This is a genomic window from Clostridium sp. TJA085 (assembly GCF_058310235.1).
Genome location: NZ_JBZEEZ010000002.1, coordinates 298,390 through 322,487 on the forward strand (window position 1 = coordinate 298,390; position 24,098 = coordinate 322,487).

Consider the following 24,098-nt stretch of genomic DNA (forward strand, 5'->3'; position numbering starts at 1 on the left):
CTCCACTATTTAAATTAATTTATAATGGTCTTATAATAATTTATTAAATTTAAACTTATATTAGAATAATAATCTAATATTTTACTGAATAATTTTTTTAAAATTACTTAAACTATTACTGTATCAAATGGAGGTGTATTTAAATGAAGGATACTATAAAAGATAATATGACCGGAAATGTACCAAAAAATATTAATAAAATAGTTCCAACACCTAAAAGTGATGCACAAGAAATTACTAAAGTTGTTAAACACGGCGGGTTAATAATAGGATATGAACTTCAAAACGGCCACCAAGTTGATAAAAATGCTGCAATTGAAATGGCTAAAAGAGGAGAAATCAAAGGTGTTGGCGTTGGAGTCTCCGCTAAAGGCGAAGAATATCTAAGAAGTTTACCAGATGGAGATGAATCTAACAACCTAAGTAATTTACCTATAATAACTATTCATGCATAACTATAATTTTTAACTACACTAAAGAGGGGTTAACTTATCCCCTCTTTCCTCATGTTTAAACATATTTTTATTTTTAATTTATATTGAACTAAATTTTACTTTATTGAAACAATACCTTCTTATATTTAATACAATTATTCATTACTATTTTGTTATAATAAACTAAGAACTTATATTTAAAACTTATAGAAAGAAGGGAATTATATGATTTCAGAAGAATTAAATAATTCACAAGAATTCATAAATACTGAAGAAAATTCAGAACAAAAAAATAGTACAAGCACTTCTAATAAAATAACAGATTTAGATATTATTAATTTTATTGGAAATAAAAATACTAAGTATTATTTTGAAAAATTTAAAAATAACCACGAAAAATCAAATTTTGCATCATGGAATTGGGCTTCATTTTTCTTAGGAACATATTGGTTATTATATAGAAAGCTTTATAAATGGTTTATTGGAGTATTTTTAATAAAATTATTTGGAGGTATACTAATAGGTACATTCAGTTCTACATTAGCTGCTATTTTTGACTTAATAATTATGATTTTACTTGGAGTTTATGGAAACTGTATTTATGTAAATGATAGTAAAAATAAAATTACTTCTCTAAAATCATTCTTTAATAAGTTTGGAGATAGCTCAGAAGTTCTAAAAGAAAATGGAGGAACTAATATTGTAGCTCCTTTAGTTCTATTAGCTGTATGCTTATTATTTGCAATTATGTTTGTATTAGTATTTGCTTCAGTATTTTCTAGCATGTTTATGAATTATCCAATGGGATTAGGATTTTAAAAAAAGGCTACATATATGTAGCCTTTTTTATCTATATATTGTACCTGTTAAATTAACATGATCATACTCTTCAATAGGTTTATTATTATAAGTAAAAACTACTCCTCTAATCCAATCACCTTTATAAGATTTTTGTAAAAAACTTTCTGTAAGTGCCGTGTAAGTTGATAATCCTCCATAAGAACCTTGAAACCACTTTTTCACCCATTCATTATTTCCACTGTCCTTTAAATTTATATAAGCTATATTATTTTTAACTTCTTTTACTTCTATCTTCATTGAATTAAATTTTTTATTTGATAATTCTACAGCTATTTTATTTAAATCTTCTTTTATAGAGTTTGATGAACTTTTAACTTCACCAATAATTATTTTTTTATCGCCTAATTCATCTAAAGAATATAACTTAAATACCTTATTTTGATTCTTCTTAATTTCTTCATACTTCCTTTTTTCTTCTTTTCTTCTCTTTTCTTCTTTTCTTCTCTTTTCTTCTTCTATTCTCTTAACTTCCTCCTTTTTTTTTGCTTCTTCTACTTTCTTTTTTTCTTTCTCTAATCTTGCTTTTTCTGCTGCATCTTTTTCCTCTTTAGCTTTTTTTAATTCTTCTTTTCTTTTAGTATCTTCTTTCTCTTTTTCTTCATTGTTATCTTCCTGATTAATTACTTCATTAGAATTTTCAGATATACTTTTATTCACACCAGAACATCCAATTAAAGATATAGATCCAATACAAATAATAAAAGTAATTAAAAACCTTTTCATAAAAATCCCCCTTAATATAACAAAAAATAAATATATTCCTTCAGACTAATTCTATCATCTACTAAATATATTTATTAATTTATTCTATATCAAAGAAAAAAGATACACAAATAATATTATTTATGTATCTAAAAAAATTCAATCTATATAAATAAACAAAATTTAATTAATCTAATATTTCACTAGGACTAAGTCCACCTAATATTGCAGTAAGTACTTCACTATCATTTGTAATTTTCCACGTATCATCTATCTTCTTTAGCTTAACTTTAATATTTGTTGTTTTAAGTGGTGTTTCTTGATTTTCTAAAGCACTTAAAAATGCATCATCGAAATCCCCACCTATTGGATTTCCATATTTATTATTATTATTTAATTGATTTTCATTAAATTGTAATGCTTGTACATTTTGCATATAATTATTATAAATATAATTTCCGTCAAGAGCTGTAACTTCAACATCTGCAATTCCTATACCATTTTTTTCTTCTGTTTTATTTATTTTATATGATATCTTGCTTGCCCAATATTTTATAGCATCTTTTCTTTTATCATTATAACTATCAAATTTATTTATAGACTTGGCTAATAATCCACCATCTTCAACATACTTGTTTGCATTATTTAAATCCAATTCCTTGTATGCTTTAAAAAAGTCATTAACACTATCGTAAATTTTTCTATTAGCACCACATGAAACTAAACTAAATAATAATACAACTATAACTGGAATTGATATTACTTTTTTCACATTAATCCCCTCTTCTTCTGTAATTTATATTTGATTATTTTAAAACTTAATATACACAATAATCTTTTATTATGAATTTAAATAATATATTTATTTCTATAAACTTATATAAATTTATTTGCTTTTATTTCAATTATATCAATATATTAATACTATTATTAACTATATCTATTCTTGTTAACATTAATTTTAATTATTATCTCAACATAGTTTATTTTATTAATTATTTTTATAAAAAAAGACAAGTGATTATAAAAACACTTGTCTTATAAATTATTAAAGTCCACTAACCTTTAAGAAACCTTTTCCTTGAACTTCTTCTATATTTCCTATAGTAAAGAAAGCTTCATTGTCTATCTTTTCTATAAAATCTTTTAATTTTTCTAATTCCTTTTTATTTAAAATGGAATAAATTATTTCTTTCTTCTCTTTGCTATAAGCACCTGAACCTGCTAAAGCTGTACATCCTCTCTTTAATTCGTCCATTATAAATTTTGATATTTCTTCATTTTTATTACTTATAATAGTAATTTGCTTTTTCTGATTCATAATAGATAATATTTTATCTATTAATGGTCCATTTATTACAACAGAAAGTAATGCATAAAATCCTTTATCTATCCCAAATGTTATAGCTCCTGATAAAGTTACTAAAAAATCTACACAAAGTAATGCTATACCAATATTAAAAGTAGTGTACTTATTTAATATTTTAGCTAATATATCAGTCCCTCCAGTTGATGCATTTATATTAAATACTATTGAAAGTCCTATAGCAACTATTATAGTTCCTAAAATAGTTGCAAGCATTAAATCATTCGTTAACGCTTGTGGATGTATAAATTTATCCATAAACCATAATATAAAAGATAAGCCAAAACTTGCATAAATAGTTTTAAGTCCAAAATCTCCACCAACTACAATAAATGCCAGTACAAATAAAAATAAATTAACTATAAATGAGAAACTACCAACACTTAAACTAGGTATATAATGAGTTACTACAACAGCCAGTCCACTTACTCCTCCAGCCGCTATACAATTTGGTGCAAAGAAATACTCTATTGCTATTGAAATTAGAAGAACTCCTATAGTTATTATTCCGTATTCTTTTATGTTTTCTTTCACAATTAACATCTCCTAATACAACTTTTATTTTTCTTTTGTTAAACACAATAACTAGAATAACAGAAATTTTATTCATATGATAGAGGTTTTTTTGAATAATTATAATTTTTTTTATTATATTTAGTTATTTTTTTGTTATTTTATGCAAAAAAATCTAGATAATATTTTAATGTTTCTAATATTATCTAGATTTATCAAAATTTATTCTATGAATCAAAATCCTCTATAATTGCATCTATTTTTTTCATCGCTCTATGTTCAGCATCCATTTTAGTATATTTATCAATTCCTGTTCCATCAACTAATAATTCTTTAAATTTTTTAATTCCTAAAAATTTCATTATATCCTCAAAATATTCAACTCCTTGACTTAATTTTCCTCTTAAAATCCAAGGAATCTCCCCACCTGAAGATTGAACATAGACCATTTTTCTATTTCTATCATCTAATGAACCTTTTATTTTTTCATCTTTAATTTCAATAGTTTTACCAATCTGAACTATACAATCTAAATACTCCTTTAAAGGAGCTGGAAATGATAAGCTCCACATTGGTGCAGCTATTACATACATATCAGCACTCCTAAATTGATCACATAATTCATTTATTCTATTAACTTCTTTTTTATCATCATCATTTAAATTTTCATATTCTTTATTGTCTACTAAACAATTCCTGCCTTTAAAATAATTATATTTTAATCTTGGTATATAATCTTCGTACAAATTTATTTCCTCTAATTTATATTGAGGATTTCTTTCTAATATTGTATTTACAAGATGCCTTGCTACTTTTCTGCTAGATGATTCTTCTTCAGGTTTTGAATTCACTATTATGTGTAATAACTTCATATTAAAAACACTCCTAAAATAATAATACTTTAATATTAGTATTGTTTATTTTAAGAGTGTTTATTCTATTGAATTAGTTAATACACTTACAACTTTATCTTTTATTTTATCTATATTTATATTTTCTCCTGGACATAAAGTATCATTGCAATCTCTATGGCCTATTATATTTTCCATATTATATTTTACAACTAAGCTTGATGCTAAATTTACAAGACTAGTCATCTGTGCTTGTTCTATATTTTCTTTATCATAACTTCCTTCTAAGCATATTCCTATACTTCTACTATTTTCTCCTATAGCATGTGCTCCTTGCATTTTTTCTTCTCTTCCTCTATATATAGTTCCATCTTTTTTTATGTAGTAGTGGTATCCTATACCACCATAACCTTTTTCTATGTGCCAAGAATGTATTTCTTGTGGTTCAACATCAGTTGTAACAGCATGATGTACAACTATTTTATTTGGTACATTATTCTCTATAATGTCTTCATTCCATTTATAATTAACTTCTTCTATATTTAAATTTCTTATTAAATTGTCAATATTTTCTGCTAAAAGGCTGTTCTTAACTTTTCCGTACTTACTATTATTCATCAAAAATGTTGAATATCTACTACTTGATATTTTAGTATAAATAAAAAAACTAAATATTATTAAGGTTAACGCAACAATTGTAAAAGTTCTTCTTCTTCTTTTTTGCATAATTCTTTCATATCTCATCTTTTTTTTATGAAACATCTCAATTTCTCTAAGTTTAGCATAATTTGTATTTGCCATTCCCCATCACCCCTTAAAAACCTTTAAATATCTAAGACATGCTTCATTTTATACCAATATTCTATAAATAAATGTTACCATATTTTGTAAATAAATGCAAACTTTTTGTTCTTTTTATATTATTTATCTGATAAAATATTAAATCAGTAATATAAGGAGGCTAGAAAGTTGAATAATTTATTTATATTTTATTTGTTAATCATTAATATATTGGGCTTTATATTTATGTATATAGATAAAGAAAAAGCTAAAAAGCATAAATGGAGAATATCAGAAAACACATTAATTATTTTATCTTTATTAGGTGGTAGTATTGGAAGTTTTATAGGAATGAATAAATTTAGACACAAAACAAAGCATATTAAATTTAAATATGGTATTCCTTTAATAATTATATTTCAAATAATTTTTATATATTTGATAGTAAATAAATAAAAAAGAACTACTTAGTAGTTCTTTTTTTGTTTATTGTCCACTTACATATTTAAATTCTGATCTTATATTTTTTAAATTACCATAAACAGTTATGTTATCATATATCTCAAATATGTAATCAGGAGAAGGAAATTTTATAAATTCATCTCCTTTATCTATATTTAAAACTTCTATTTCTAAATCTTTAAGATTACTTTCCATTATACTTTTTCCAATCAAACTTGAATCTTTTGCTAAATAAATTTCATATATTCCATATCCCTTTGTATCCGTAATTAAAGTAAAATGCTTAGCATTTAACTTTTCCCATATTTTCGATTTTGATACAGATAACTCAATCTTTGATTCAAACTTTTCAAGTAATGAAGTTTTATGAAAAAAAGCTACTACAATAATAAATATTATAACTACTGTAAAAAATCCAATGCTCGTAACACTATCTGAAAGCATTCTTACAAAAAATGATATAAATGTTGCTGTACTTACATAACTTATTACCATAAGCCAACTTGCAAGTTTTCTTCTTAATGGATTTCTAACTATCATTTCACTTTCCTTTGTAGTAAATCCTGTACTAGTAAGTAAAGATATTACTTGAAATCTTGCTTTTTTTAAAGGCATTCCTGTAAGTCTAAAAAGTACTGAGAAAAAATCTATAACTAAAAGAAATATTGCAAGAAACAATATAAACGTCAAGATTAAAACCATAAACTTCCCCCTTAATTTTTCTTCTGTAAAAAACTAATTTATTAAGAGGACTTTTAAAAAAAAGTCCTCTTAACTTAATTATAAAGCAAATATTACATAAGTGGTGCAAAAACTCTAAATATAGCTGTTAATATTCTGTTATATACTTTAACATGCTTGCAATCTTCTAACGTTATTTCTGTACAAACTTTTAACGTATTTATATAATCTTCTTTTATTGCATTTATAGAACTTGTTTTATATAACCAAACTCCACACTCAAAATGAAGATATAAACTTCTATAATCAAAATTTATAGTTCCAACTGTTCCTACCTTATCATCTGATACAACAGTTTTTGAATGTATAAAACCAGGAGTATATTCATATATCTTAACTCCAGCTTTTATAAGTTGAGGATAATATGCTTTAGTAACAATATGCGCATACCACTTATCTTCTATATGAGGCGTTATTATTCTTACATCCACCCCACTTTTTGCAGCTAAAGTTAATGCCGTAACTAATTCATTATCAATTATCAAGTATGGAGTACATATGTAAACATAATCTTCAGCCTTATTAATTATATTCAAATAAACATTTTCTCCTACAATCTCATCATCTAAAGGGCTATCTGCATATGGCTGAACATATCCATCACTTTCAAATTTAAATTTATCTTTTGGGAATCTAAAATCATTATAATCAATATTTTCACCACTATTGAAACTCCATATTTGTAAAAACATTATAGTTAAATTCCAAACAGCTTCACCTTTTATCATTATTGAAGAATCTTTCCAATGACCAAATCTAACTATTTCATTTATATATTCATCAGCTAAATTTATTCCTCCTGTAAATGCTGTATGTCCATCAATTACAGTTATTTTTCTATGGTCTCTATTATTTAATATTATTGAAAGAAATGGTACAAATGGATTAAATACTTTACACTTTATACCTCTTTTTTCAAGTTCTTCATTATACTTATAAGGAAGTGTAGTTAAGCATCCCATATCATCATATATCATTCTTACATCTACGCCTTGTTTGGCTTTTTCTTCTAAAATATTTAAAACAGTATTCCACATTTTACCTTCATGAACTATAAAATATTCCATAAAAATATATTTTTCTGCTTTTTTTAATTCTTCAACTAATCTTTCATAAAACTTTTCTCCAGGAGATAAATACTCAGTTAACGTATTTTTATATACTGGAGACTCTGCATATTTACTTGTATACTTAGCTTGGTTAGCTATTGATTTATCTTGTTCCTCTAACTCACGAATTATCATTGGATCTTGTATTAGAGCCCCTTTAAATTCATAATATACTCTAATTATTTTTCTTTTAAAATTATTATTAATTTTCTTTCCACCAAATAATAAATAAAACAAACCTCCAAATACAGGAAATAATAAAACAGGTATTGTCCAAGCTAATTTATATGATGGGTTATCTGTTCTACTGACTATGTATATTACTACTAAAACACTTATTATAAAGAAAAATACATACAAGTATACAAATGATTCACTAAGCTTCCATATCCCTATAATCAATATAATTAGTTGTATAAAAATTAATAGTCCAACTATGGCTATTCTACTAAATAAAGAATCAAATATCCTTCTCATTTATTCCTCCTTAAAAAGTTCATTACTCTGTAAAGTCCACTACTACTATTTTAATATAAATTCTTTTTTTATTAAATTAAATTTGAAATAAAAAGAACTTAGATTTTACTAAGTTCTAAAAAATTTATTAAAAGTATAATTAATTTATCTACCTATAAGTCTAAGTCCTTGAATAACAAATGATTGATATGTAGGTGATGTATATCTAAATTTAGGTTTACGTTCCTCAACTGCTCTTATATATTTTAAAACTATTGACTCAGTATCTTTTTCTTCTAAAATTTTAAATCGCTCTTGCTCTTTGCACTTAATCTTATTAAATTTATCCTTAAAATATGAATTATTTCTCATCCACACATACTTCTTTTCCATATTAAGTTGATTAAATCCAGTAGCATAAGCTCCAGGCTCTATTAATACAACATCTATATCACAGTTTTCTAACATATTTAGTTCATCTTTTAAAGATTCTGCAATTCCTTCTATTGCAAATTTAGTAGCTGAGTAAGGCGAAAAAAATGGCATTGATATTCTACCAACCAATGATGATACAAAAATTATTCTGCCCTTTCCTTTTGTAATCATATTTTGAAGTGCTAATTGAGTTAATTCTAAAACTGAAAATACATTAGTTTCAAAAGTTCTTCTATAGGAGTCAATCGGAACTTCTATTACTGAACCAGTATCTCCAATGGCTGCATTATTTATTAAAACATCAATATCATATTCTAAAACTTTTTTTCTATCTTCAACTGATAATAAATCTAATTTAAAGGCTATTAAATTGTTTTGTAATTCATTATCTCTTGCATATTCGTTAATCCATTTTGCTTCGTCATCATAATGTGTTGTTGCATAAACTCTATGTCCTAATCTTGCTAATTCTATTGAAGCATCTTTACCTATTCCTGTTCCAGCTCCTGTAATTAATATCCTTTTACTCACATTAAACCACTCCTATTTTTACATATATAAGTATTATTTCATTTTAAATTTAATATTAATCACTTTTGCTAAAATATTTATAAATTTTATATATAGGTATTTCCTACTGGAAAAATTATACTAACCTTTGTTCCTTTTCCCTTATCAGACATTAGTGCTATTCCAAGTCCTAATTTATCACAAAGCTTCTTACATAAATATAATCCTATACCTGTTGACTTACCAAATATTCTACCGTTTTCTCCTGTAAATCCCTTTATAAAAACTTTATTTAATTCAGATTTTTCAATTCCAACTCCACTATCTTCAATATTTAAAATTATTTTATTTTTTTCTTTATTGCATTTTATAGAAATTTCTCCTCCACTTGGAGTGTATTTTAATGAATTTCCTAATATTTGATTTATTATGAATTCAATCCACTTTATATCACTAAATATATTTGCTTCTATTTCCCCAATATTTAGTTTAATTTTCTTACTTATAAAATCTCTTGAATTCTTTTTAACACAATACATTACAGCTTCTTTTAATGAAAATTGCTTTACTATATAATCTCTATTAGCTTCATCACTTTTTGAATAATACAAAACTTGTTCTATCATATTATCTATCTTCTTAAGTTCACCTGAAATATTTTTTGTTACTTCATTTTTATTATTTTCTATAATAAGATTTGTTGATGCAATTGGTGTTTTTATTTCATGAACCCACATTTCTATATATTCTCTATATTCATTTTGCATATTTTTATAAACATTTATATGCTCATGCATATCTTTATTAGCTTCTTTTAATGCATTATAAACTATTTGTCCTTCTAAAAACTCAGGCTTATTTATTATTTCAGCTAACAAATATTTTTGATCTAATTCATTGCTTAATTCTATTATTTCACTATAAAACCTTTTTTCTCTTAAAAATTGAAATATTATATAAATAAATAAAGGCATAAACCATATACAAAATATAATAAATATTATTCCATTTCCAAATTTTAAAAAATTCATTAATATAGACATTAATATAAATAATCCTAAATTTATTATTAAAAATATACTTTTATCTTTTAAATAACTTAATAAACTCATGGCATTATATACCCAAGCCCTCTCCTAGTTTCTATTATATCTTTAACTCCTACTTCTTGAAGTTTTTTTCTTATTCTAGTTACATTAACTGATAATGTATTATCGTCTACATAATAATCAGAATTCCATAAATATTCCATTAAATCATCTCTACTTACAATTTCACCTTTTCTCTCCATTAAATATGATAATATCTTTATTTCATTTTTTGTAAGTTCTAATGTATTACCATCTTCTAGAATAATTATTCCTTTTGATAAGTCTAATTTTAAATTTTTATATGTAAGTATATTGGAATCATTTTTTACTCCATTTACCCTTCTAAGAATTGCTTCTATTCTTGCTAAAAGTATTTGAGTGTTATAAGGCTTTGTTATAAAATCATCAGCACCCAAATTCATACTCATAATTTCATCCATATCACTATCCCTACTTGTTACTATTATTATTGGAACAGATGATTTTTTTCTAATTTCTCTACATATATGATATCCATCATAATAAGGTAAATTTATATCTAATAATATTAAATCTAAATTAGTTTTTAAAACATCTTCTATTACATTTTCAAAATCAATAATTAATGTAGTTTTATATCCATACCTTGAAAGAAGCTTCCCAAGTTCTTCTCTTATAATTTCTGTATCTTCTATTATCCCAATATTAAACATAAAAAAACCTCCTATCCCTTCATTTAAACATATTTATAAAATATACTTTATTTTAAATAGTATTATATATTATTCTAAGTCAATTTACATAATATTCAATAAAATATTTGAACTTATAAAAATAGAGCTACTACAATAGCCCTATTTTTATTTAATTAAATCTTTTTAACTATATTTTTATAACCAAAATATGTCGCAATAAAATATCCACTATATAATATTATTATAAATACCATAGTTAATAACGAAGATGATATTATACTTGGCTTTCCATATAATGCTATAAATGAATTAGTAACCTTTATAGCAACTACTGAATGAACTATAGCAAGTGCTAATGGAAGCATAAAATATGATAATGTTTGAATAAATATTGTTTTGTTTATCATTTTTTCTGGTGCTCCAATTCTTCTTAATGAATTATATCTTTCAGCACTATCACTAGCTTCTGATAATTGTTGAAGAGCAAGCACTGCTGCACTTGATATTAAGAAAATTATTCCCAAATATAATGCAATATATAGTATTAATGCAGTTGAAGCATTCATAACTTCTAATGTTTCTATCTTAGTTGTTAGTCGTAAAAAAGTACCATTAAAATCATTATTATTTTTAAAGAATTCAGTATAATATTGTTGCGATTTATCTTTATCATTTCCATATTGTATATCTAAGAAAGATTGATTAATTTCTAATCCATTTACAACACTATCTGGAACTATAATATTAAATAGAACTTCTGCTGCTGATTGAGTAGATATAGGATTTTCTATTAATTTATTATCTTCTAATGTATATTTCTTATTTTCTATTTGTATTTCACTTGATTTTTTTATAAAGTTTTCTATTGTAGGTCTCATTTGTTCCATATTAGATTGTATTAAAAACTTATTTTCATCTAACTTTAAAGGTTTTTCTCCATTTAATGCCCTTAATTCATTAAACTCTGATAATGGAATAGCCTTTATATTTCCCATATGCCCATTCTCAATGGTTTCTTTTATATTTCCATTCGCATATTCTCCCAATAGACTATTAAAACTTACTTTTGTATCATAAAGGTTTATGTAAGCATACTTATCTCCACTTATAATTTTAAACTTAGTTTTATCTAATATATTTTTAATTGAATCTTTTTTATTTTTATCAAAATATGCAGTAACTGAAGCATCATATTTAGCAATATTATCAATATTTTGTTTCTTAAAACCTACACCTGTTGATAATATACTAATAGTTAAAAATAACATTAAACAAATAACTGCCATTGATATAAAATTTGTGTTTATCTTGCTATTCATTTGTCTTAAAGTAAATATATTTAATTTTTTTAAATATATTTTTTTATTTTTTTGAATTATAACTATTAAGAAGCTTGTTAAGCCATAGAAAAATAATACTGTTCCTACTATTCCTAAAAGTATTGATATTTTAAATTCAGGTTTGGTAAAATCTAATCCAATTTTAAGTATTAATTTATAAGCAAATACTATCATAACTATTGAAATTATAAAAAGAATTCCTGCAATAAAAGGGTTCTTAATTTTGTTCTTTTCTCCCTTTTTATGAGCATTAAGTAAATCAATAAGCTTATATTTTGAAATATTAAATGTATTAAATATCATAACTATTAAAAATATAACACCAAAATATATTATTGTTTTTATTATTGAATTTACAGATACTATAAATTGGTATTTTATTATATTTACTTCAAATAATTTTGAAGTAATAATCGCTAAAAGCTGTGATATTAACATGCCTGCAATAAGTCCAATAATTAATGAACCTATACCTATTAACAGTTCTTCTATAACTAAAAGTTTTGACATTTTTCCTTTGCTCATTCCAAGAGACATATAAAGACCTAATTCCTTTTTTCTTCTTTTTATAAGAAAGTTATTCGCATATATAATAAGTCCACCAAGTATTACTGATACAAATATTGATATGTATGACATTCCATTTGACATAAGCTCTAAATATTGTTTGTTAATACCCATCATGTCTTTTTGGGCATCAATTGAATTAAAACTATAAAATATACATACCGCAAATGTTAATGTTAGAAAATATATAGTATAATCTTTAAAACTTTTCTTTACATTATTTATTGCTAACTTAAAATACATTAGTTTCCCCCCCTAGAAGAGTAACAACTTCAATTATTTTATCAAAGAATTCTTTTCTAGAATTATTTCCTTTTGTTACTTCATTGAATATTTTTCCATCCTTTATAAATAAAATTCTATCTGCATAACTTGCTGTGAATGGATCGTGGGTTACCATAAGTATTGTTGCTTTTAATTCTTTATTTATCTTTTCAAAACTTTCTAATAATTGTCTTGCTGATTTTGAATCAAGTGCTCCTGTTGGTTCATCAGCCAATATTAATGTAGGATCAGTAACAATTGCCCTAGCTGATGCAACTCTTTGTTTTTGACCTCCTGATACTTGATATGGATATTTTGATAAAAGTGTCTCTATTCCTAATTTTTTTGATACATCTTTAACTAAATTATCTATTTCTTTAGGTTTTCTGCCTTGTATTGTTAAGGCTAACGCAATATTTTCATAAACAGTTAGTGTATCTAATAAATTATAATCTTGAAATATAAATCCTAGCTTATCTCTTCTGAATTCTTCCAATTTCTTTCCTTTTAATCTTGTTTCATCTTCCCCATCTAAAAGTATTTTACCTGTAGTTACTGTATCTATTGTTGAAATACAATTTAATAGTGTTGTTTTACCACTTCCTGATGCTCCCATTATTCCAACAAATTCTCCTTCTGTAACATCAAAACTTATTCCATCTAATGCTTTTGTAACGTTATCTTTATTTCCATAATATTTTTCTATATTTTTAACTTCTAATATATTTTTCATCAGTATGCCCTCCTTGAAATTATCTTATGTGTATATATTAACTTCTTTACATATAATCTCATATTTATTTATATTTCATTTAACTTACATTTTCGTAAGACAAAATTTGTAAACATTTAAATAATTAAATAAATTTAACCCCTTTTTTATATTTAAATATGTATAATCTTATTATAACAATTTACAAATTTATTATTTGAGGTGATATAATGCAAAAAACAAAAGTAATAGCTACTTTAAACAAATCTAATTTTAATAAAGAAAGCTTAAAGACATTAATTAATCATGGTATGAACGTAGCAAGAATAAACTTATTGCATTATTCATATGATGAAGCAAAACTTGCTGTTAAGCTTTTAAGGGAAGTTGACGAAGAATTAAATACAATTACAGCAATTCTTATAAATATTAAAGACAATAAAATTAGAACTAACTCTTTTATAAATAGTGGCTTTGCTCTAAAGAAAGGTCAAAATTTTTCTTTCTTATGTGGTAGTGAAATTATTGGAGATGATACTAGGTGCTCCATATCAAACTCATATCTACATAAAATTTTATCCCCTTCTGATAAACTATTTATAGATAATGGTCTTGTTCAATTTGAAGTTATTGAAATTCAAGGACGTGAAATTAAATGCAAGGTTATAGTTCCAGGATTTATATCTGCAAATAAACAATTAAATTGCTCTAAGATAAAAGAACAAAAACCTCTAATTACAACTTTAATGGAAAAAGATATTGAATTTGCTTGTAATATTGGTGCTGATTTTATTTCTGTATCTTCTGTAAGAACTAAAAATGATATATTACTATATTTTGATAAAATATTAGAATATAGAAAAAGCTCAATGACTCAATTATTATGTAATGTTGAAAATATTGATTGTATCAACAATATTGATGATATACTAAGTTTTTGTGATGGGGTTATTATTTGTAGAAATGAAATGGGTATAACTATTAAATACGAAGAAATACCAGCAATTCAAAAAAATATAATAAATAAATGTATTAAAAATAATAAAATATCTATAGTTGCTAATCAAATATTAAGTTCAATGATTACATTTAATAAACCTAATCGTTCTGAAATAAGCGATATATTCACAATAATATCTGATAATGCTGATGGAGTTATGCTTACAAGATCAACATCTATAGGTAATAATCCAATTGAAGTATTAGATACATTATGCAAATTATTAAAAGATGGAGAAAACAAATTAGAAATTAAAAATAAAATATTAGAAGAATGTATAAATAAAACCTTAGGATATGATGATATAATGTATTCTTCTATAGTCAATATGGCTAATAACTTTCCAACTAAAGCTATATTAATAAATACTTTAGATGGTAAAATGATTAAATCTATATCAAAATACAGACCTAAAGCTAATATAATTGCAATAACACCTAATAAGGAGGTTGCTAGAAGTTTATTATTACAATACGGTGTAACACCTTTTGTATATAATGATTTTATAAGCGATAATAAATTTTTAGATGATTGTAGAAACTTTGTATTAAAAAATAAAATTGCAAATAGATTGGATACTATTATAGTACTTACTTCTAATAGAGATTCATCATTTAAAGATAATACTTTAAAAATAATGACAGTATAAAATTAAATTTCTTCACATAAAAAGAAAGAGCATATTGCTTAATTAAGATTTACTTAATCAAACAATATGTTCTTTTATTTTATTGGTGTAGTCTTATTTATGTAATTCTTTTTCTTTTATTTTGTTAGCCATTTTTTCTTGTTCTTTTCTTAATTCATTTGTTTTTGTTTTTTCTTTTTCAATGACAACTTCATCATATCTTTTTTGACTCATAATTATCATCCCTCTCAACATCTTGTCCAAATCTTGTCTTAATATTAACATCTATTATAAATGAGGTAAAATATCCTTTAGTTAATATTATCTTTTATTTGTTTATTTTTCGTATTAAAGTTAGTTTAAATAAAAAAAAATATATTTAATGTTCTAATATCTAATGTATTCTTGCTTTTAATATATCTTATTATTTATTTTACATATTATTAAAGTTATTAACTTAAGTTTATCTATAAAATACTATAAAAGTTTTCATAAAAAATAAGGTATTTACTCAATTTAATTGAAGTAAATACCTTAGTATATAAATATTGCTTTATGGGCTTATATTACTTACATTTTTCAAATGTATTTCTTATTACATCACTACTATTAAAAAATTTAAGTGGATTAGATTCATTAACTATATTTATTTTTATCACAGGATTATTATTACCTATCTTTTTCCCGTTTAAAGTTACATTACCATCATCTGACATACCAATTTCAAAAGCATCTTTATTCAAAGAAATAACTTGATTATCTACTGTTAAAGATTTTATGTTATAACCTTGAAAATCACCTTCATTAAATTTATATGTTCCCCTTGTAATATTATTAATAGTAAACTTCTCATTGTTATAAATATCAACATTCCAATTTTGATTAGTAAATTCTACAGGAATATTGCCATTATAATTTTGAGACATATTAAATGAAAATAGTTGAGCTGAATCTATACTTTTTCCAGTTGAATCAATAACATTTTTTAATATTTCTACTTTTGGTTTAATAACTTTAACCTTGGCAGTACTTTTTAAATTTAAACTTGGTATATCCTTATTAGTTATTTCTAAAGTATAATTAGTATCTTCTTTCATTACTATATTATTTTCTTTAAGATTATTATTTTCATTAAACTTTCTACTTTGATTATTTACTACTATTTTATTTCCCTTATCATCTGTCCATGTATATATATACCCATTTTTAGGACCATACTTAATAACTAGCTTATTTATTAAAGTATTTAAATTTATTTTATCTCCATATAATACAATTTTATCTTGTAATTTTAAATTATATGAATTAGGAACATTTACTCTAGGTACAGGAAACTCTTCTATAAATTTTTTATCATTAATTGGATTTATATATTCTATTGTTGCTTTTTCATTAGTATTTATTGCACCATCTATATTCATATAATCAATATCATTTGTTACGTTACCAAAGTATGAATTTTTTGCCTTAATTCTAAAAGAAAAAGTTTTATTTTGTTTTGTAATTACTTGATTTTCCCAAATAACTGTGTTTCCTTTTACTACTCCACCATTTGTTACACTACCATCAACTATTTCAAAATTATCAGGAACTACATCCTTTATAGTTACATTTTCTACCGAATTTATAATCTTTTCATAAATTTTATTATAAACTTTATTTATATCATTTACATCATCTATATAAATTACACCATTTTTACTATTTTTATCTATTTCCTTATTATAATTCTGTATTCCAGATAGAAATTTTTCTGACATATATTTATAGTATCCGCTTAAACCTAATGTATCACTTTTAAAACCTAATGATATAAATTTAGTATCATTATTTTCTTTTTCTAATCCTTTATAAGTTTTTAATGTTTGATTAATAACATTTTCAAAATCATTACCTTCATAATTTATACTTGCATTAGGTAATCCATCAGTAAAAAATATAACATACTTTCCTCTTTTGCTATCTTTAATCTTTTCCAATTGAGTTTGAACCTTATCTAAAGCAGATTCAGCATCAGTTCCTCCACCTGCTCCTATATCTTTTATTTTATTTATTGCTGTATTTTTATCTGATGTAAAATCAACTAACAAATCAGAATCTGAAGGTATACCAGATTCTATTAAATATCCATTATAAAGATGGTTAACTAATACCCTTCTTTCACTTTTAGTTCCATAATTTATATATCCCCAATAATAATTAGTATTATTATTAATATAATTCTTTGTATCAATATATATTGGTATATTTTTATTATCTTGATAATTATATATTTTACCTAATATCCAACCATTACTTGCATCCTTAATATCTTTTATAATGTTATAACTTTGTGAAAATGTTATTATAGATATTCTATTATTTTTATCTGAAAGCAACTTGTCTGCAAATGTAGTTGCAGCATATTTTAAATTTTCTTCAGCATTATTATATAACATACTTCCTGATTTATCTAAAACTAATATTACATCTTTAGGATTTGACTTTGTCGCTCCATTAAATGAAGCATTTAAATTTATAGTATATTCTCTATCTTTTAATTGTTTTTGTTTATCACCTTTGTGATAATATTCTGCTGTTTTACTTATAGTAAATAAACTTTTATTATCTGTTTTTCTATTATCTGCGTTAACACTCAATGGAGTAATATTAAAAGTAAAAAAAGTGAATATTACTGTCATTGCTAAAATAACTTTAGATTTTTTTCTTTTATTATTCATTAGTAAAATCACTCCTTACTCTTTTTTATCAATAAACTTAGATTCATCAACTTTCCAAGCTTCTTTTATTCTTTTAATATTAATCTCTTTTTGGTTCTCTTTTGTTTCATCTAGATGTATTATACTTTCAGTAAATACATCAACAGATAAATTTTTTATATCATAATCACCATCTAAATTTTTTATATTATCACTAACTTTTACACTATCTAGTAATTTTTTTGTAGAAGATTTAGGATTTAATACTCCCTTATAATAATAATAATCCCCTATTTTTGCCCAACTATCTAAATTAATAATATTTAAATCAACTGTGCTTTTACCATTAACTTGTATAGGTAATCCATTTTTCCATACTGGAACTATTTTAACTCTTATATAAGCAGGTAAGCTTCCTGTATTTTCTACATAAACTTCTTTTTTTATAGTATCATTTTTATTATATTTACTAGGGTGAAAATTTTCCTTAGTAGTAACTTCATATTTAGCAATTTTAAAATCATTTTTCACTTTATCAGAAGATGTAAAAAATGCATTACTTGCAAAGCTGATTAAACTAATTAAACTAACTAACGCTATTCCAATTGTTGCAATTATAATTTTCTTCTTTTTAATCATACTTTTCCTCCTTTTTAAGAAGTATCCTTAAATCGTATAACTCTTATATATAAATAATTTTAAATCCCATCACTACTACTTACTAAATTTCTTATCTTTTTTTAAAACAGAAATAATTCCTATTGAAGCAATTAATATACCTATAAAATAAAAATTTTCGTAACCAGTTTTAGGTAAAATACCATTCATTTTTTTATTATTTAGATTATAATTATTTTCTTTATTAATCATTTGCTCTGGAATTTTTATAGCAGTAAATATCCAGTCAACTTCAGCATGTTTATTTTTGTACTCATTTCCGATTGTTTTCCCATCAAATACAGCTTCAGCTTCAAGCTTTTTTTCTTCTCCTGGCTTAACATTACCAAGGAAAATCTCATTACTTAACCCATTTTTACTAGCTATTGGACCATTATATATAATATTGCCATCATACTTTACAATTAAATTTATCTTTTTTAATAAATCATATTTTTCTCTTCTAGTAACTCTTTCAGCTCTTACATATATATCATAAGAATCTTTATGAGAATTTTTAAGAGTCATTGTTCTTTTTACACTATCCCCAGGAAGCATATTATATTTACATAAAAAAGGTTCATCACCATTAACAAATACTATTCCATTAGCATCTCCTACCAATTTAACATTAGGGGGAAGCACCTCTGCTGCCTCCCCCTTAATTCCAGTAAGTAATATAATTGATAGGGTTAATACAAAAGCTTTTAAAATATTTTTCATATATTATCACCCTACTTTTATATTTATTTAATTATTTAGATACTCCGCCTAAATCTTTAATAGCTTGAGGTGCTTCTTTCCACCCATCACTTACAGCTCCATTTGATGCTTGGATACCATCTGCTGTAACTACAACGTCAAAGCTTAAACCTTTATAGAAGTTATCTGCTTGTCCATCTAATGTAACACTATTTAATAAAGCACTTGTTGCATCTCCTGGCTTAAGAATTCCATTATAATAATAAATTCCTTTTCCCCCATCAATCCATTTTCCTTTTGAGTTATCTAGGTTATCTCCAAAGTTTAATTTAATTAAATCATCATTTAAAACAACTTCTTCAGCTCCTACTGTTCCTTTTGCAACTATCTTATTATCTTTTACCCAAACAGATGTTATTTTATTTCCATTTGAATCCTTCCAAACCTTTTCTAATTTAACTTTTACAAGTTGATCATAATTTGCTTTACTATCAACCTTTACAAGTTTTCTTACTTCTGTTCCTGGAAGTACACTTTTAGCTGTTTCTTTATCAAAATTCTCATTTATTTTTATTCCTGCATTTGGATCACTTGGATCAGTTGTTGATACTGTTGAAAATTTATTTGTTACACTGTCTTGTGATGTAAACCAAGCTAATGATCCTATTGATAATGATGCCACTACTGCGACTGCCGCTATTGCACTAATAATTTTTTTCTTTTTCATTTGTTAATCCTCCGTTTTACTTTATTTTATATTTTTAGAATATAATGTAAGGATTAGCTAAGAAAATAAGCTAATCATGTAGAATTAGCCGGTTGCACTACTAGCTCCATATGTTCCAAGTGCCCATATACAGAACATACTTCAAAGCTTCTATAAAATTTTAGTTTTAATTGCATTAGTCTTAATTAATATATTTTTATATAAAAAAAGACTAATCTATATTTAAAATAATATAAATTAGTCGGTTGCACTACTAGCTCCACATATTCCAAGTGCCCATATACAGAATATGTTTCAAAGCTCCTAAATTTCATTTTTATAATAAAATGTTATCATTTAGTTTTTTATTATACAATAGTTTTTATATTTATTTTACTTTATTAACACTTTGTTAAATTTATTAATAAAATATATTTTTATTATTTATTTCTAACTTTATCGATAACTGTACTAATACCAAATAAGGCCAAAATAAATATTATTACTATAACTAAATTTCTTTGAATAAATTGAGATATATTTCCTAAATAAGGTATATGGAACATTACCTTTCCTATAACTTGCATATTTTTAACTGGAATTGGATCAGCTGTATTATTTGCATCTCCTTTTGTTATAAATTCAGTTCCATTATTTACAACCTTTTGCACTCTATGAGTTGTTATTGTCTTGCCTGTTGAGCCTCTAAATGTTATTACATCTCCAACTTTTATTGATTGATCTGTACCATTTTTAACTACCACTAAACTTCCTGGATTTATATTTGGTTCCATACTACCAGTCATTATATAATATGTACTATAACCTAATATACTTGGATGTTTTCCTTCTTTTTCACCCATTATATTAAAGATTGATAAAACTATAACTGCAACTATAAATAAATAAAATATAATATTAAGTACAGTTTTTATTGGATTTTTCTTTTTTAATTGTTTTTTATCTTTCATTTTTCCCCCTAATGATTAAATTATAAAAATAATTTAGCATATTCAATTTAATATTTATATGTTTTTTAAGTTTACTATATTTTTGTTAATATTTATTGTATTTTTGGTTTATAATCTATAAATTATACAAAAAAGAAGCTACCAAATATTTGATAACTTCTTTCTACATTACCTCTTAAACCAATCCCCACTTTTAACTTTTAATAACTTATCTTCTTTATTTAAAATAGATTTTGTATTATATTTATAAAAATATGCTTTTTCTTTAGTCCCATCCTCTAAAGAAACTTCAACAACCTCTCTTAAATACTCTGAATTTTCATCTAAAACTTTAAAATTTTCTAATTCATCTAGTTCAAATAAAGTTTTATTAAAATTTTTAAATGTCATTAATTCACCAGCAATTTCTTCTTCCCCACAAATTACTGCTGGATATCCCTTATTTTCTATATGGAACAATTCCCCATAAATTGTCCCCTTTTTTAACCCTTTAACCTTACCCTTTAATAATTTCTCATAGTTGAACATCCCACTTCTAAGACTTCCATATACAAATACTTTATCCACTAACATATTTCTCCACCAATTACTTTTACATCTTCATCATAGATAGTACATGCTTCTAAAATTAATTCTATACCTTTTACTATTTCATTTAACGACATAAAAGGTACATTCTTTTTATCTAAGATTTGAGATGTTATATATGGTATGTGAACAAACCCTCCTTTAATATTTGGATACTTTTTATTTATCATGTATAAAACTCCATACATTACATGATTGCATACAAAAGTTCCAGCTGTATTTGAAAGAGTGCTTGGTATTCCATTCTCATTTAAATGTTTTACTATTGCTTTTAATGGTAAATTTGAAAAATATGCAGCATCTCCATCTGCTCTTATAACCTCATCTATTGGTTGATTTCCCTCATTGTCTTTTATTCTAAAATCATTTATATTAATTGCAACTCTTTCTGGAGTTATATCATATCTTCCCCCAGCTTGACCAATTGATATTACTACATCTGGTTTATGTTTTATTATAGCTTCTTCTATAACTTTTAATGATTTTTCATATACAGTTGGTATTATAAGTTTTATTACTTCTGCACCATTTATATTATCTGAAACCATATTTACAGCTTCTTGTGCTGGATTTATTTTTTCACCACAAAAAGGATCAAATCCAGTTAATAATATCTTCATTTTAATTCCTCCTTTGTTACTATACCCTTAAATTTTTTAAAACGCTAAGAAATACATAGCAAATATATGAACAACTAATAATATTATAGCTGTTGGTGCCTGAGTCTTAATTACTTCATTTTGATCTCTACATTCTAGCAATGCAGATGGAACTATATTAAAATTTGCAGCCATAGGTGTTAAAAGTGTTCCACAATATCCAGCAGTAAGTGCTAATGCTCCAACTATTACTGGATTTGCTCCTTGTGCTAATACAAAAGGTACTCCTATTCCTGCTGTAATTACTGAAAATGCTGCAAATGCATTTCCCATAACCATTGTAAATAATGCCATTCCAAGTACGTATGCAGTAACTCCTAATAATCTATTTCCTTGCGGAACTACACCTGAAATATATTGTGATATAACATCACCAACACCAGCTTGTGTAAATAATGCTCCAAGCGCAACAAGTAATTGCGGTAACATACTTGTTGGTCCCATTTGGTGAAGAAGCCTTGCTCCATCATTAACAGCTTCTTTAGGTTTAGCTTTTGTTATTGCAAAAGCTGCTACCATTGCAGCTATTGCCCCAACACCAATTGCAAATTGTGATGAATTTTTATAATCAGACAATCCCATAGCTACTATAACTGCTGCAAAAGCCAATACTAATGAAGGAGTAAATATTTTGCTTTTAATTCTTTCTGATGCTTTTTGTCCTTCTTCTTCAGTAGCTGTATCGTATTTTGCAAAAACAACTTTTTTAGAAACTGTTAACAAACTTGATAAGACAAGTATTCCACCAGTTACGTTGTAAGGAAGCAACTTACCAAATATAAATGGTAGCGACATCATAATCCAAAATAATGCTGTATAATATCGTTTACTTGAATCTATTGTTTTAAACGATTTATATGCTATTACAATCATAAATAAACCCATTGTTATATAAAAAATCTCCAAAGCTATATCTATGAACTGTTGCATATTTCCCCTCCTCTTTTGTTGAATTATTTTTTAGAATATTTTTTTTGCATTTTTTTATCATATAAATAATTTTGTAATAATGATACTAAGAAAGCTATTAAAGCCATTATTATACTAGCTTTGGCTATACTTAATGCAGTAACATTATATCCAAACTCTGTTAATGTGCTTGATATCAATAAAACTCCTGAGCTTCCTGCAAAAAGATTTTGCCCAAAGAAATTGCCATAATTCTCTGATGCTGCTGATAAACCTTTTATTTTTTCTTCATCAGCCTCATCTATATTATTAAACTTATTTTTAGCCGCTGCTTGTGCCATTGGATTAACTAATGGTCTAACAAATTGAGGATGTCCACTTATTCTTATTGAAAGTGCTCCAGTAATTTGCCTTATAGCTGTGTAAGCAGTTAAAACTCCGCCTGTTGTAAGCTTGCCCAATTTTTTTACTAAATAAATAGCTCTTTGCCTTAAACCATATCTTTCTAATACTCCAATTACAGGCAACGTTAATATAAATAATGAAACAGCTCTATTTGCTACAAACGATTGGCCTAAAACTGTTAGAATTTCATTCAAGTCCATTCCTGCAACAAAACCAGTTGCAAGTCCTGCCAATAAAACTGTAAATAAAGTTTCAATTTTAAATACAAACCCTAATATTACAATTAAAACTCCAATTAGCTTTATC

The 24,098-nt window shown here is 24.8% G+C and carries 25 protein-coding genes and 2 riboswitches; of the genes, 4 read left to right on the plus strand and 21 right to left on the minus strand.

Features of this window, described 5'->3' with window-relative positions; all coding sequences use genetic code 11:
• Window positions 1-143: 143 nt before the first annotated feature.
• Window positions 144-455, plus strand: a complete 312-nt coding sequence (locus AC4FQW_RS08615; RefSeq protein ID WP_303128946.1) for a DUF3892 domain-containing protein — start codon at window positions 144-146, stop codon at window positions 453-455.
• A gap of 204 nt (window positions 456-659) precedes the next feature.
• A complete protein-coding gene (locus tag AC4FQW_RS08620) occupies window positions 660-1,253 on the plus strand; it encodes a DUF2628 domain-containing protein (protein WP_491148545.1) in 594 nt (197 codons plus the stop codon).
• A 27-nt stretch (window positions 1,254-1,280) separates the two neighbouring features.
• Here AC4FQW_RS08620 and AC4FQW_RS08625 read toward each other — a convergent pair whose 3' ends face one another.
• The 5 genes from AC4FQW_RS08625 to AC4FQW_RS08645 all read right to left on the minus strand — a co-directional run bounded on the left by AC4FQW_RS08625 (window position 1,281) and on the right by AC4FQW_RS08645 (window position 5,528).
• Window positions 1,281-2,018, minus strand: coding sequence for a hypothetical protein (locus AC4FQW_RS08625; RefSeq protein ID WP_491148547.1), 738 nt, complete (start codon window positions 2,016-2,018; stop codon window positions 1,281-1,283).
• Window positions 2,019-2,184: 166 nt separating this feature from the next.
• Window positions 2,185-2,769, minus strand: a complete 585-nt coding sequence (locus tag AC4FQW_RS08630) for a hypothetical protein (protein WP_491148549.1) — start codon at window positions 2,767-2,769, stop codon at window positions 2,185-2,187.
• A 276-nt stretch (window positions 2,770-3,045) separates the two neighbouring features.
• A complete protein-coding gene (locus tag AC4FQW_RS08635) occupies window positions 3,046-3,906 on the minus strand; it encodes a YitT family protein (protein WP_491148551.1) in 861 nt (286 codons plus the stop codon).
• 197 nt (window positions 3,907-4,103) lie between these two features.
• Window positions 4,104-4,748: an FMN-dependent NADH-azoreductase gene (locus AC4FQW_RS08640; RefSeq protein WP_491148553.1), complete on the minus strand. Its 645-nt coding sequence runs from the start codon at window positions 4,746-4,748 to the stop codon at window positions 4,104-4,106.
• A gap of 60 nt (window positions 4,749-4,808) precedes the next feature.
• Window positions 4,809-5,528, minus strand: coding sequence for an N-acetylmuramoyl-L-alanine amidase (locus AC4FQW_RS08645; protein ID WP_491148555.1), 720 nt, complete (start codon window positions 5,526-5,528; stop codon window positions 4,809-4,811).
• A 168-nt stretch (window positions 5,529-5,696) separates the two neighbouring features.
• On the opposite strand from AC4FQW_RS08645, the gene AC4FQW_RS08650 reads away from it, so the two are divergent.
• Window positions 5,697-5,963, plus strand: coding sequence for a DUF1294 domain-containing protein (locus AC4FQW_RS08650; protein WP_303128956.1), 267 nt, complete (start codon window positions 5,697-5,699; stop codon window positions 5,961-5,963).
• Window positions 5,964-5,993: 30 nt separating this feature from the next.
• Here the strand turns inward: AC4FQW_RS08650 and AC4FQW_RS08655 are convergent, their stop codons facing one another.
• From AC4FQW_RS08655 to AC4FQW_RS08685, 7 genes are all read right to left on the minus strand, one after another.
• On the minus strand, window positions 5,994-6,671 hold the full coding sequence (locus AC4FQW_RS08655; protein ID WP_303128957.1) for a cation:proton antiporter regulatory subunit: 678 nt from the start codon (window positions 6,669-6,671) through the stop codon (window positions 5,994-5,996).
• 92 nt (window positions 6,672-6,763) lie between these two features.
• Complete coding sequence (gene cls / locus AC4FQW_RS08660; protein ID WP_491148558.1) at window positions 6,764-8,296, minus strand: cardiolipin synthase; 1,533 nt, start codon at window positions 8,294-8,296, stop codon at window positions 6,764-6,766.
• 144 nt (window positions 8,297-8,440) lie between these two features.
• Window positions 8,441-9,241 carry an SDR family NAD(P)-dependent oxidoreductase gene (locus tag AC4FQW_RS08665; protein ID WP_491148560.1) on the minus strand — a complete coding sequence of 267 codons (801 nt, stop codon included), beginning with the start codon at window positions 9,239-9,241 and terminating at the stop codon, window positions 8,441-8,443.
• 86 nt (window positions 9,242-9,327) lie between these two features.
• Window positions 9,328-10,332 (minus strand): sensor histidine kinase, encoded by a 1,005-nt coding sequence (locus tag AC4FQW_RS08670; RefSeq protein WP_491148562.1) that lies wholly within the window; start codon window positions 10,330-10,332, stop codon window positions 9,328-9,330.
• Entirely contained in the window at window positions 10,329-11,003 is a 675-nt protein-coding gene (locus tag AC4FQW_RS08675) for a response regulator transcription factor (protein ID WP_491148563.1), read from the minus strand. Before AC4FQW_RS08675 ends, AC4FQW_RS08670 begins: the two co-directional genes overlap by 4 nt.
• Window positions 11,004-11,158: 155 nt before the next feature.
• Window positions 11,159-13,135 (minus strand): FtsX-like permease family protein, encoded by a 1,977-nt coding sequence (locus AC4FQW_RS08680; RefSeq protein ID WP_491148564.1) that lies wholly within the window; start codon window positions 13,133-13,135, stop codon window positions 11,159-11,161.
• Window positions 13,125-13,889, minus strand: coding sequence for an ABC transporter ATP-binding protein (locus tag AC4FQW_RS08685; RefSeq protein ID WP_303128969.1), 765 nt, complete (start codon window positions 13,887-13,889; stop codon window positions 13,125-13,127). The genes AC4FQW_RS08680 and AC4FQW_RS08685 overlap by 11 nt, the downstream gene beginning before the upstream one ends.
• A 209-nt stretch (window positions 13,890-14,098) precedes the next feature.
• Here AC4FQW_RS08685 and pyk point away from each other — a divergent pair, with 209 nt between their 5' ends.
• Window positions 14,099-15,517: a pyruvate kinase gene (pyk, locus tag AC4FQW_RS08690; protein WP_491148566.1), complete on the plus strand. Its 1,419-nt coding sequence runs from the start codon at window positions 14,099-14,101 to the stop codon at window positions 15,515-15,517.
• Window positions 15,518-16,062: 545 nt separating this feature from the next.
• Here pyk and AC4FQW_RS08695 read toward each other — a convergent pair.
• The 9 genes from AC4FQW_RS08695 to AC4FQW_RS08735 all read right to left on the minus strand — a co-directional run bounded on the left by AC4FQW_RS08695 (window position 16,063) and on the right by AC4FQW_RS08735 (window position 24,097).
• The gene (locus AC4FQW_RS08695) at window positions 16,063-18,216 is read right to left on the minus strand and encodes a vWA domain-containing protein (protein ID WP_491148568.1); all 2,154 of its coding nucleotides are present in this window, start codon (window positions 18,214-18,216) and stop codon (window positions 16,063-16,065) included.
• Between the two features lie 15 nt (window positions 18,217-18,231).
• Entirely contained in the window at window positions 18,232-18,834 is a 603-nt protein-coding gene (locus AC4FQW_RS08700) for a hypothetical protein (protein WP_491148570.1), read from the minus strand.
• A gap of 75 nt (window positions 18,835-18,909) precedes the next feature.
• Complete coding sequence (locus AC4FQW_RS08705; RefSeq protein WP_491148572.1) at window positions 18,910-19,575, minus strand: LPXTG cell wall anchor domain-containing protein; 666 nt, start codon at window positions 19,573-19,575, stop codon at window positions 18,910-18,912.
• Between the two features lie 31 nt (window positions 19,576-19,606).
• Entirely contained in the window at window positions 19,607-20,281 is a 675-nt protein-coding gene (locus tag AC4FQW_RS08710; protein WP_491148574.1) for a BsaA family SipW-dependent biofilm matrix protein, read from the minus strand.
• A gap of 80 nt (window positions 20,282-20,361) precedes the next feature.
• Window positions 20,362-20,442, minus strand: a riboswitch (cyclic di-GMP riboswitch).
• Window positions 20,443-20,511: 69 nt separating this feature from the next.
• Window positions 20,512-20,595, minus strand: a riboswitch (cyclic di-GMP riboswitch).
• Window positions 20,596-20,700: 105 nt separating this feature from the next.
• Window positions 20,701-21,231 carry a signal peptidase I gene (locus AC4FQW_RS08715; RefSeq protein ID WP_491148576.1) on the minus strand — a complete coding sequence of 177 codons (531 nt, stop codon included), beginning with the start codon at window positions 21,229-21,231 and terminating at the stop codon, window positions 20,701-20,703.
• Window positions 21,232-21,399: 168 nt separating this feature from the next.
• Window positions 21,400-21,804 (minus strand): gamma-glutamylcyclotransferase family protein, encoded by a 405-nt coding sequence (locus AC4FQW_RS08720; RefSeq protein WP_303127843.1) that lies wholly within the window; start codon window positions 21,802-21,804, stop codon window positions 21,400-21,402.
• Complete coding sequence (gene pcp, locus AC4FQW_RS08725; protein WP_491148578.1) at window positions 21,798-22,439, minus strand: pyroglutamyl-peptidase I; 642 nt, start codon at window positions 22,437-22,439, stop codon at window positions 21,798-21,800. The genes AC4FQW_RS08720 and pcp overlap by 7 nt, the downstream gene beginning before the upstream one ends.
• Before the next feature lie 36 nt (window positions 22,440-22,475).
• Entirely contained in the window at window positions 22,476-23,408 is a 933-nt protein-coding gene (locus tag AC4FQW_RS08730; protein WP_491148579.1) for a DUF979 domain-containing protein, read from the minus strand.
• Window positions 23,409-23,431: 23 nt separating this feature from the next.
• On the minus strand, window positions 23,432-24,097 hold the full coding sequence (locus tag AC4FQW_RS08735; RefSeq protein ID WP_491148705.1) for a DUF969 domain-containing protein: 666 nt from the start codon (window positions 24,095-24,097) through the stop codon (window positions 23,432-23,434).
• Between the last annotated feature and the right edge of the window lies 1 nt (window position 24,098).

Bases quoted from the DNA above. Each gene is read 5' to 3' on its own strand.
- AC4FQW_RS08615 (WP_303128946.1), top strand. From the start codon at position 144: ATGAAGGATACTATAAAAGATAATATGACCGGAAATGTACCAAAAAAT.
- AC4FQW_RS08620 (WP_491148545.1), top strand. From the start codon at position 660: ATGATTTCAGAAGAATTAAATAATTCACAAGAATTCATAAATACTGAA.
- AC4FQW_RS08625 (WP_491148547.1), bottom strand. From the start codon at position 2,018: ATGAAAAGGTTTTTAATTACTTTTATTATTTGTATTGGATCTATATCT.
- AC4FQW_RS08635 (WP_491148551.1), bottom strand. From the start codon at position 3,906: ATGTTAATTGTGAAAGAAAACATAAAAGAATACGGAATAATAACTATA.
- AC4FQW_RS08640 (WP_491148553.1), bottom strand. From the start codon at position 4,748: ATGAAGTTATTACACATAATAGTGAATTCAAAACCTGAAGAAGAATCA.
- AC4FQW_RS08645 (WP_491148555.1), bottom strand. From the start codon at position 5,528: ATGGCAAATACAAATTATGCTAAACTTAGAGAAATTGAGATGTTTCAT.
- AC4FQW_RS08655 (WP_303128957.1), bottom strand. From the start codon at position 6,671: ATGGTTTTAATCTTGACGTTTATATTGTTTCTTGCAATATTTCTTTTA.
- cls (WP_491148558.1), bottom strand. From the start codon at position 8,296: ATGAGAAGGATATTTGATTCTTTATTTAGTAGAATAGCCATAGTTGGA.
- AC4FQW_RS08670 (WP_491148562.1), bottom strand. From the start codon at position 10,332: ATGAGTTTATTAAGTTATTTAAAAGATAAAAGTATATTTTTAATAATA.
- AC4FQW_RS08675 (WP_491148563.1), bottom strand. From the start codon at position 11,003: ATGTTTAATATTGGGATAATAGAAGATACAGAAATTATAAGAGAAGAA.
- AC4FQW_RS08680 (WP_491148564.1), bottom strand. From the start codon at position 13,135: ATGTATTTTAAGTTAGCAATAAATAATGTAAAGAAAAGTTTTAAAGAT.
- AC4FQW_RS08685 (WP_303128969.1), bottom strand. From the start codon at position 13,889: ATGAAAAATATATTAGAAGTTAAAAATATAGAAAAATATTATGGAAAT.
- pyk (WP_491148566.1), top strand. From the start codon at position 14,099: ATGCAAAAAACAAAAGTAATAGCTACTTTAAACAAATCTAATTTTAAT.
- AC4FQW_RS08695 (WP_491148568.1), bottom strand. From the start codon at position 18,216: ATGAATAATAAAAGAAAAAAATCTAAAGTTATTTTAGCAATGACAGTA.
- AC4FQW_RS08700 (WP_491148570.1), bottom strand. From the start codon at position 18,834: ATGATTAAAAAGAAGAAAATTATAATTGCAACAATTGGAATAGCGTTA.
- AC4FQW_RS08705 (WP_491148572.1), bottom strand. From the start codon at position 19,575: ATGAAAAATATTTTAAAAGCTTTTGTATTAACCCTATCAATTATATTA.
- AC4FQW_RS08710 (WP_491148574.1), bottom strand. From the start codon at position 20,281: ATGAAAAAGAAAAAAATTATTAGTGCAATAGCGGCAGTCGCAGTAGTG.
- AC4FQW_RS08715 (WP_491148576.1), bottom strand. From the start codon at position 21,231: ATGAAAGATAAAAAACAATTAAAAAAGAAAAATCCAATAAAAACTGTA.
- AC4FQW_RS08720 (WP_303127843.1), bottom strand. From the start codon at position 21,804: ATGTTAGTGGATAAAGTATTTGTATATGGAAGTCTTAGAAGTGGGATG.
- pcp (WP_491148578.1), bottom strand. From the start codon at position 22,439: ATGAAGATATTATTAACTGGATTTGATCCTTTTTGTGGTGAAAAAATA.
- AC4FQW_RS08730 (WP_491148579.1), bottom strand. From the start codon at position 23,408: ATGCAACAGTTCATAGATATAGCTTTGGAGATTTTTTATATAACAATG.